The sequence below is a fragment of the Pseudomonas sp. NPDC098747 genome (assembly GCF_044760045.1).
GTDB lineage: Bacteria > Pseudomonadota > Gammaproteobacteria > Pseudomonadales > Pseudomonadaceae > Aquipseudomonas.
On sequence record NZ_JBIWAL010000101.1, the window covers coordinates 1 to 8,745 of the forward strand.

The following is an 8,745-nucleotide window of genomic DNA, read 5'->3' on the forward strand; positions in this document are numbered from 1 at the left end:
CCTGTATCAGGCTTGGTCCGCGCCTTCGTCACCAACGGCAGGCAGGGCATTAATTACCATCGCGGCGTTTGGCACCATCCGGTGCTGACGATCGAAAAGCGGGATGACTTCCTGGTGGTTGATCGCAGTGGCACAGGCAATAACTGCGATGAGCATTTTTTCAAAGAGGATGAGCGTTTGATCCTCGCCCCCCACCAATAAGAGAAGGTCTGATCACTCGACAACAGAGTGACAGGCGAGAGGTAAAGACTGTGGAAGCACATCTGTTGGAATGGCTGAACCTGAGCGTGCGCTGGGTTCACATGATTACTGGCGTGGCCTGGATCGGCGCGTCGTTCTATTTCGTCTGGTTGGAGAACAACCTCAACCGCGTCAACCCGAAAACCGGGCTGGCCGGTGATCTGTGGGCGATCCACGGTGGCGGCATCTATCACCTGGAAAAATACAAACTGGCTCCCCCGACCATGCCGGACAACCTGCACTGGTTCAAATGGGAAGCCTACTTCACCTGGTTGTCGGGGATCGCGCTGCTGTGCGTGGTGTTCTACTACAATCCGACGCTGTACCTGCTGGCACCGGGCAGCAGCCTGACCGGTCCTGAAGGTGTTTCCCTGGGCATCGCCTCTTTGTTCGTCGGCTGGTTCGTCTACTCCTTCCTCTGCGACTCGGCCTTAGGCAAACGTCCTGCCCTGCTCGGCTTCATCCTGTTCGTGCTGATCATTGGCGCGGCGTATGGCTTCAGCAAAGTGTTCAGCGGTCGTGGTGCGTACCTGCACGTCGGCGCGATCATCGGCACCATCATGGTCGGTAACGTGTTCCGCATCATCATGCCGGCGCAACGTGCATTGGTCGCGGCGATTGCCGAAAACCGCACGCCGGATCCGGCGCTGCCGGCCAAAGGTTTGCTGCGTTCGCGTCACAACAACTACTTCACCTTGCCGGTGCTGTTCATCATGATCAGCAACCACTTCCCGAGCACGTATGGCAGCCAGTACAACTGGTTGATCCTGGCCGGGATCGCGGTGTTTGCAGTGTTAGTGCGTCACTACTTCAACACCCGTCACGACAGCCACAAGTTTGCCTGGACGCTGCCTGTTGCAGCCGTTGGCATGATCACTCTGGCGTACGTCACCGGCCCTGCGCCGATGCCTGCCGCACCGGAAGTGGCCAAGAATCCAGCGCAAATCGAGTACCAGCCATTGCCGGAAACTGCAGTGGGCGGTGGCTTGAAACCGGCTGAAGCGGCGCCACCTGCTGCACCTGCCGCCGCAGCTCCGACCCAGGCGTCCAACGCCGGCCAGGGTTTCGACAAGGTTCACACGGTGATCCAGGAACGTTGCACGGTTTGCCACTCGGCCAAACCAACCAGCCCGTTGTTCAGCGCAGCTCCGGCCGGCGTGATGCTCGACACCCCTGAGCAGATCCGCCTGAACGCGGCGCGCATCCAGGCGCAAGCCATCACCACGCAGATCATGCCACTGGGCAACATCACACAGATGACCCAGCAGGAACGTGACCTGATCGGTGCATGGATCGCCCAGGGAGCCCAGACCAACTAAGCCACACCAAAAGCCTGTTTAAAGCGGGCTTTTGGTGTGAAGGGATTTCCTGCGGCGATGGATTTCTCTGTGGCGAGGGGATTGATCCCCGTTGGGCTACGAAGTAGCCCCAAACCCGGTAATCGCAGTACATCAGGCAGAACGCGATTATCGGGTTTGCGACGGCTTCGCCGCCGAACGGGGATAAATCCCCTCGCCACAGTAAGCCACTGACCACAGGAAGCTCCTTCGCCACAATTGATGCAAAGAAACAGCTGTGAGCCACCCGGCAGCTGTTAATCACAAGAATAAAAAGATCCGAGGTGTTGCATGTCCGAGCTGTCCAAAGCGCGCATCCCCGACGCACCCGCCATTCAGCGTTTGCCCCTTTTGCAACTGATCCTGGTCGGTTTGCAACATGTTCTGCTGATGTACGGTGGTGCCATCGCGGTGCCGCTGATCATTGGACAGGCCGCTGGCCTGAGTCGTGAAGAAATCGCCTTCCTGATCAACGCCGACCTGCTGGTCGCCGGTATCGCCACCATCGTGCAGTCGCTGGGTATCGGCCCGATGGGCATTCGCATGCCAGTGATGATGGGCGCCAGTTTTGCCGCTGTCGGCAGCATGGTCGCCATGGCCGGAATGCCCGGTATCGGTCTGCAAGGCATCTTCGGTGCAACCATCGCCGCCGGATTCTTCGGCATGATCATCGCGCCGTTCATGTCCAAGGTCGTACGGTTCTTCCCACCGCTGGTAACGGGCACCGTCATCACCTCGATCGGTTTGTCGCTGTTCCCCGTGGCCGTGAACTGGGCCGGTGGCGGCGTTGATGCCGAACAATTCGGTTCACCGATTTATCTGGCCATTGCCGCACTGGTGCTGGCCACCATCCTGCTGGTCCACCGCTTCATGCGTGGTTTCTGGGTGAACATTTCCGTGCTGATCGGCATGTGCTTCGGTTACGTGCTCTGCGGCGCGCTCGGCATGGTCGACCTTAGCGGCATGGCCTCAGCGCCATGGGTTCAGTTTGTCACTCCGCTGCATTTCGGCATGCCGAAGTTTGAACTGGCACCGATCCTGTCGATGTGTCTGGTGGTGGTGATCATCTTCGTCGAGTCCACCGGGATGTTCCTCGCCTTGGGCAAAATCACCGGTCAGGAAGTCTGCCCGCGCATGCTGCGTCGCGGCTTGCTGTGCGATGCCGGCGCCTCGTTCTTCGCCGGTTTCTTCAACACCTTCACCCACTCCTCCTTCGCGCAAAACATCGGCCTGGTGCAGATGACCGGCGTGCGCTGCCGTTCGGTGACCATCGTCGCCGGTGGTTTGCTGATCGTCTTGAGCCTGCTGCCCAAAGCCGCGTTCCTGGTGGCGTCGATTCCTCCAGCAGTACTCGGCGGCGCAGCGATTGCGATGTTCGGCATGGTCGCTGCAACCGGGATCAAGATTCTCCAGGAGGCCGACATCGGTGACCGTCGCAACCAATTGCTGGTGGCGGTGAGCATCGGCATGGGCCTGATCCCGGTGGTGCGTCCGGAGTTCTTTGCGCATCTGCCGATGTGGATGAGCCCGATCACCCACAGCGGTATCGCCATGGCAACGCTCAGCGCGCTGACGCTGAATCTGCTGTTCAACATTCTTGGCGGTGCCGAGCGCGCGGCGATCAACGACTGCAACGCGCACTCGCATTAATCGAAGTCACCACAAAACCTGTGGGAGCGAGCTTGCTCGCGAAAGCGGTGTATCAGCCAACGATGATGTTGAAGCTGAAGCCCCCTTCGTGAGCAAGCTCACTCCCACAGGAAGCAACAGCTCTGCGCCTGAAAAATAAAAACAAGAGGGAGCAACAGATGATTCGCACGCAATCGAGTTTGCTATTAAGCAGCGGTCTGCTCGCCGCATCCCAGGCCATGGCCGGCGATTTATTGCTCTGGCAGACCAACAGCCTCAGCTACCTGTACGGCAAGAACTTCGCGATCAACCCGTCGATCCAGCAGACGGTGACCTTCGAGCACGCCGACAAGTGGAAGTACGGCGACAACTTTCTGTTCGTCGACAAGATCTTCTACAACGGCCAGGAAGACCGCAACAAAGGCCCGCACACCTTCTACGGTGAATTCACCCCGCGCTTCTCGTTCGGCAAGATCTTCGACCAGAAAATCGAGTTCGGCCCGATCAAGGACGTTTTGCTGGCGATGACCTATGAATACGGCGAAGGCGAAAGCGAGGCCTACCTGATCGGCCCCGGCTTCGACCTCAAAGTGCCGGGCTTCAACTACGTCACCCTGAACATCTTCCGCCGCCAGACCGAAGGCCCGCGCCCCGGCGATGGCGTCTGGCAGATCACACCCGGCTGGTCCTACAGCATTCCCGTGGGCAATTCCGATCTGCTGATCGACGGCTACCTCGACTGGGTGGTCGACAATGACGAGAACTCGCGCGGCACCTACCACGCCAACCTGCACATCAATCCGCAGATCAAATATGACTTGGGCAAAGCCCTGGGCTGGAGTCAGAAACAGCTGTACGTCGGCACCGAATACAGCTACTGGAAGAACAAATACGGCGTCGAAAACAGCCCTAACCTCGACACGAATCAGAACACCGCCAGCTTGCTGGTGAAGGTGCACTTCTAAGATGGCCCGCAACCGTGCCCCATGCCTGTCGTCGGTGCTCTGTTGCGGGGCACTTGAGAGCTGGCCGAGGAGTCAGTATTCTCCGCGGCCTCTTGAATTCGGTCTAAAAAAAAGCCCGAATTTAATTCCTGACCGAAAAGCCAACTTACCCAGGCTCCGGTCAGTACCGAGGCATCCCGAAAACACGCTCAATCGACTGTTTTTCAGCAGCCGAAGGGTGTTTTTTTGCTTTTCGAAAAGCCTTGGCGCAGCTCTTGCTAACAGCAATGAAGCTGACCGATCGGATGACTTTTGCAGCAACGAAAAAAGGCGCCACACCAGAGCGCCGATCAAAAAAAATAAACGTGGAACACCAACTTTGGGAGCAACCGAATGAAACGTATGTGCACCAGCCTGATGCTTGCGGGATCCTTGCTGGCCGGGGGGCAGGCCATGGCCGAAGGCCTCTTGCAATGGCAGGACAACAGCCTGACTTACCTCTATGGCAAAGACTTCCAGGTCAACCCGCGCATCCAGCAGACCGTCACCTTTGAGCACGCTGACGGGTGGAAGTACGGGGACAACTTCTTCTTCCTCGACAAGATCTTCTACAACGGTGAAAAGGACTTCAACAACGGCCCGAACACCTACTACGGCGAGTTCCAGCCACGCATCTCGCTGGGCAAGGTGCTCGACCAGAAGATCGAGTTCGGCCCGATCAAAGACGTCCTGCTGGCGATGACTTACGAGTTCGGCGAGGGTGATTCCGAGTCGTACCTGATCGGTCCGGGCTTCGACCTGGCCATCCCGGGCTTCGACTACTTCCAGCTGAACTTCTACCAGCGTCACACCGAAGGCTCGCGCGCCGGTGACAACGTCTGGCAGATCACGCCGGTCTGGTCCTACACCGTCCCGGTGGGCAATTCGAACATCCTGATCGACGGCTACATGGACTGGGTGACCGACAACGATTCCAACTCCAAAGGCGACTACCACGCCAACCTGCACTTCAACCCACAGGTCAAATACGACCTGGGCAAGGCGCTGAGTTATGGCGAGAAGCAGTTGTATGTCGGTGTTGAATACGACTACTGGAAAGACAAGTACGGCATCGACGACACCGGTGCGTTCAAGACCAATCAGAGCGTGACCAACTTCCTGGTGAAGTTACACTTCTGATGCTGCGGCGTCCGCTCGGACGTCTTCGCGAGCAAGCTCGCTCCCACAGTGGTTCGTGTTGAATGCACACTCTGCAATCAACGCCAAATCCCTGTGGGAGCGAGCTTGCTCGCGAATGGCCGCACCACCGATCTCAGGCCGGAACCACCGCCTCCGATAGCCCCAGAAACCGGCACAACTCCTCCCGCTTGGCCAAGGCATCGCGCCGCCCCAGATCAATCAACTCGCTGCAATACCCCGCCTCGAACAGCAGATAACTCAACACCCCTGCCCCACTCGTCTTGGTAGCACCCGGCCCGCGCAAAAACAAGCGCAACGCTGCTGGCAATTCCTGGCGATGCCGCGCCGCGATCTCATCGATCGGCTGACTCGGCGAAATCACCAGCACCTCCACCGGCGCCACGCCCAGCGCCCGGGTCGGCGCGCCTGCGGGCATCAAATGGCTGAACTGGTTCAAGCGCTGCAGCAACTCGATGTCGCTCTCCAGGCTATCAATGAACGTGCTGTTGAGCATGTGCCCACCGATCTGAGCCAGCGTCGGCTGCTGCCCGGTGTAGGTGCGTTCCAGCGGCTGCTGCGGATCAACCCCGCGCGGGTTGCCGCTGACGCCCACCACCAGCACGCGAGTCGCGCCCAGGTGCAGCGCCGGGCTGATCGGCGCCGATTGGCGCACGGCACCATCACCGAAATATTCCTCGCCGATCTTCACCGGGGCGAACAGCAACGGAATCGCCGAACTCGCCAGCAGATGCTCCACCGACAACTGCGTCGGCACACCAATGCGTCGATGCCGCAGCCACGCATCGATCGCCCCGCCGCCCTGATAAAACGTCACTGCTTGCCCGGATTCGTAGCCGAACGCGGTCACCGCCACGGCATGCAATTGCTTGCGCGCGATGGATTCGGCGATACCGGGCAGGTGCAGTTTTTCATTGAGCAGATCGCGCAGTGGCGAACTGTTGAGCAGCGCCACCGGCATTTGTCGCCCGATGCCGAGCAAGCTATGGCTGACAAAACGGCTGGCCTGACGGATCACGCCCGGCCAGTCACTGCGCAGCACGCGATGGCTGCGAAAGCCCTGCCAGAACAGTGTGAGGCGTTCGATGGCGGCGCGAAAATCGCTGGCGCCGCTGGCCAGGCTGACCGCATTGATCGCCCCGGCCGAGGTGCCGACGATGACTGGAAACGGATTGTCGGCGCCCAATGGCAGCAACTCGGCAATCGCCGCCAACACCCCCACCTGATACGCCGCCCGAGCCCCGCCGCCGGAAAGAATCAAACCTGTGACCGGCTTAGCAGGGCTCATCGCAACACTCCATGGTGCTTAAGGGGATGGGTCAATCAACCGCGTTTGGCGTACAACTTCGGCTCGCCCGGCGGACGGCTCTTGAAGCGCCGATGCGCCCACAAGTATTGCTCGGGGCACGCCCGCAGCGCGCTCTCGACCCACTGATTGATGCGGATGCAGTCGGCCTCTTCGGTCTCACCGGGGAAACCTTCCAGCGGCGGATGGATCACCATGCGGTAACCGCTGCCGTCGGCCAGACGTTCCTGAGTGAACGGCACCACCAACGCTTTGCCCAACCGCGCAAACTTGCTGGTCGCGGTCACAGTGGCGGCCTGAATGCCGAACAGCGGCACGAAGATGCTTTGCTTGGCGCCATAGTCCTGATCCGGTGCGTACCAGATCGCCCGACCTGAGCGCAGCAACTTGAGCATGCCGCGCACGTCGTCGCGCTCCACCGCCAGCGAATCGAGATTGTGCCGCTCGCGCCCACGACGCTGAACAAAATCAAACAACGGATTCTTGTGTTCGCGGTACATGCCGTCGATGGTGTGCTGCTGGCCGAGCAGCGCTGCGCCGATTTCCAGGGTGGTGAAATGCACCGCCATCAGGATCACGCCTTTGCCTTCGCGCTGGGCCTGCTGCAAATGCTCCAGACCTTCGATGTGCGCCAGTTTTGCCAAGCGCTCACGGGACCACCACCAGCTCATCGCCATTTCGAAAAAGGCGATGCCGGTCGAGGCAAAGTTTTCCTTGAGCAGACGTTTACGCTCGGCGGCGGTTTTTTCCGGGAAGCACAATTCCAGATTGCGCTTGGCGATGCGCCGCCGGTCGCCGGCCACGCGATACATCAGCGCGCCCAAAACTCGACCGATGGTCAGCAACGCCGGATACGGCAACTGCACGATCAGCCACAAAAGCCCCAGACCGCACCAGAGCGGCCAGAAGCGTGGAGCAAGAAATGCTTTTCGAAAACGCGGGCGATCCATTAAAGCTTCCGTAAATACAGTGGCCGCGCATTCTACATCGTTCGACCCGGCTTGCGGCTCGCGGGCGTTCTCGTTATAAGTCTCGGCACTTTTAGTGACAAGCCGTTGTATGCCGATATGAGCCGAATCCACTCGCCAGACCAAGATCCCGTGTTCCAGTTGAAGGGCAGCATGCTGGCCATTACCGTGCTGGAGCTGTCCCGCAACGACCTCGAAAGCCTTGATCGGCAACTGGCCGCCAAAGTCGCACAGGCGCCCAATTTTTTCAGCAATGCACCGCTGGTCCTGGCGCTGGACAAACTGCCGCCCGGCGAAGGCGCCGTCGATCTGCCGGGGCTGATGCGCGTGTGCCGTCAACATGGCCTGCGCACCCTGGCGATTCGCGCCAGCCGCATCGAGGACATCGCCGCCGCCATCGCCATCGACATCCCGGTGCTGCCGCCGTCCGGCGCCCGTGAACGACCGCTGGAAACCCCGGAACCCGAAGTCAAGAAGAAACCGGAAAAGCCGCCGGAACCGACCATCAAACCGACCCGTGTCATCACGACGCCAGTGCGTGGTGGCCAACAGATATATGCCCAGGGTGGCGATTTGGTAGTGGTGTCTTCGGTCAGTCCGGGGGCGGAACTTCTCGCCGATGGCAACATCCATGTATACGGCCCAATGCGTGGCCGTGCGCTGGCCGGCGTGAAGGGCGATACCAAGGCAAGGATTTTCTGTCAGCAATTGAGCGCTGAACTGATCTCCATCGCCGGTCATTACAAGGTTTCCGAAGATTTGCGTCGCGACCCCATGTGGGGCTCGGGCGTACAGGTCAGCCTGTCGGGCGACGTGTTGAACATCATTCGGCTTTAACGGATACTGCCGCATTTTCCAAGCATCTCTAAAACGTAGCGAAAACGGCTCAAACGAAGTAGGAAAAAGGCCACAAGCCGAATTCCAGCCAAGGCTGTCCGACTGCAGTAGTTTTCAAGAGATGTTTTTCAGGGGCTAAAAAGTCCTTCTTCCTTAGGGGTGAAACACCTTGGCCAAGATTCTCGTGGTTACATCCGGCAAGGGTGGTGTGGGAAAGACCACCACAAGCGCCGCTATCGGTACCGGCCTCGCACTGCGCGGCCACAAAACAGTGATCGTCGACTTCG

9 protein-coding genes are annotated in these 8,745 nt (G+C 59.4%); 7 read left to right on the forward strand and 2 right to left on the reverse strand.

What is annotated here, in order from left to right; genetic code table 11:
* The 5 genes from ACIQVE_RS28635 to ACIQVE_RS28655 all read left to right on the forward strand — a co-directional run.
* Nucleotides 1-201, forward strand: a 201-nt coding sequence (locus ACIQVE_RS28635; protein ID WP_402815184.1) for an ureidoglycolate lyase, incomplete at its 5' end; no start/stop codon positions are given.
* A gap of 50 nt (nucleotides 202-251) precedes the next feature.
* The gene (locus ACIQVE_RS28640; RefSeq protein WP_402815186.1) at nucleotides 252-1,559 is read left to right on the forward strand and encodes a urate hydroxylase PuuD; all 1,308 of its coding nucleotides are present in this window, start codon (nucleotides 252-254) and stop codon (nucleotides 1,557-1,559) included.
* A gap of 309 nt (nucleotides 1,560-1,868) precedes the next feature.
* Nucleotides 1,869-3,227 carry a nucleobase:cation symporter-2 family protein gene (locus tag ACIQVE_RS28645; protein WP_402815188.1) on the forward strand — a complete coding sequence of 453 codons (1,359 nt, stop codon included), beginning with the start codon at nucleotides 1,869-1,871 and terminating at the stop codon, nucleotides 3,225-3,227.
* Between the two features lie 158 nt (nucleotides 3,228-3,385).
* Nucleotides 3,386-4,171: an outer membrane protein OmpK gene (locus tag ACIQVE_RS28650; RefSeq protein WP_402815190.1), complete on the forward strand. Its 786-nt coding sequence runs from the start codon at nucleotides 3,386-3,388 to the stop codon at nucleotides 4,169-4,171.
* Nucleotides 4,172-4,543: 372 nt separating this feature from the next.
* Nucleotides 4,544-5,329: an outer membrane protein OmpK gene (locus ACIQVE_RS28655; protein ID WP_402815192.1), complete on the forward strand. Its 786-nt coding sequence runs from the start codon at nucleotides 4,544-4,546 to the stop codon at nucleotides 5,327-5,329.
* A gap of 133 nt (nucleotides 5,330-5,462) precedes the next feature.
* Here the strand turns inward: ACIQVE_RS28655 and ACIQVE_RS28660 are convergent, their stop codons facing one another.
* Nucleotides 5,463-6,635 (reverse strand): patatin-like phospholipase family protein, encoded by a 1,173-nt coding sequence (locus ACIQVE_RS28660; protein ID WP_402815194.1) that lies wholly within the window; start codon nucleotides 6,633-6,635, stop codon nucleotides 5,463-5,465.
* A 35-nt stretch (nucleotides 6,636-6,670) separates the two neighbouring features.
* Nucleotides 6,671-7,603 carry a lipid A biosynthesis lauroyl acyltransferase gene (locus tag ACIQVE_RS28665; RefSeq protein WP_402815196.1) on the reverse strand — a complete coding sequence of 311 codons (933 nt, stop codon included), beginning with the start codon at nucleotides 7,601-7,603 and terminating at the stop codon, nucleotides 6,671-6,673.
* 117 nt (nucleotides 7,604-7,720) lie between these two features.
* Between ACIQVE_RS28665 and minC the strand changes: the two genes are divergently transcribed.
* Nucleotides 7,721-8,458, forward strand: coding sequence for a septum site-determining protein MinC (gene minC, locus ACIQVE_RS28670; protein ID WP_402815198.1), 738 nt, complete (start codon nucleotides 7,721-7,723; stop codon nucleotides 8,456-8,458).
* 169 nt (nucleotides 8,459-8,627) lie between these two features.
* Nucleotides 8,628-8,745 (forward strand): ArsA-related P-loop ATPase (locus ACIQVE_RS28675; RefSeq protein WP_402815200.1); only part of this gene is annotated, 118 nt, incomplete at its 3' end.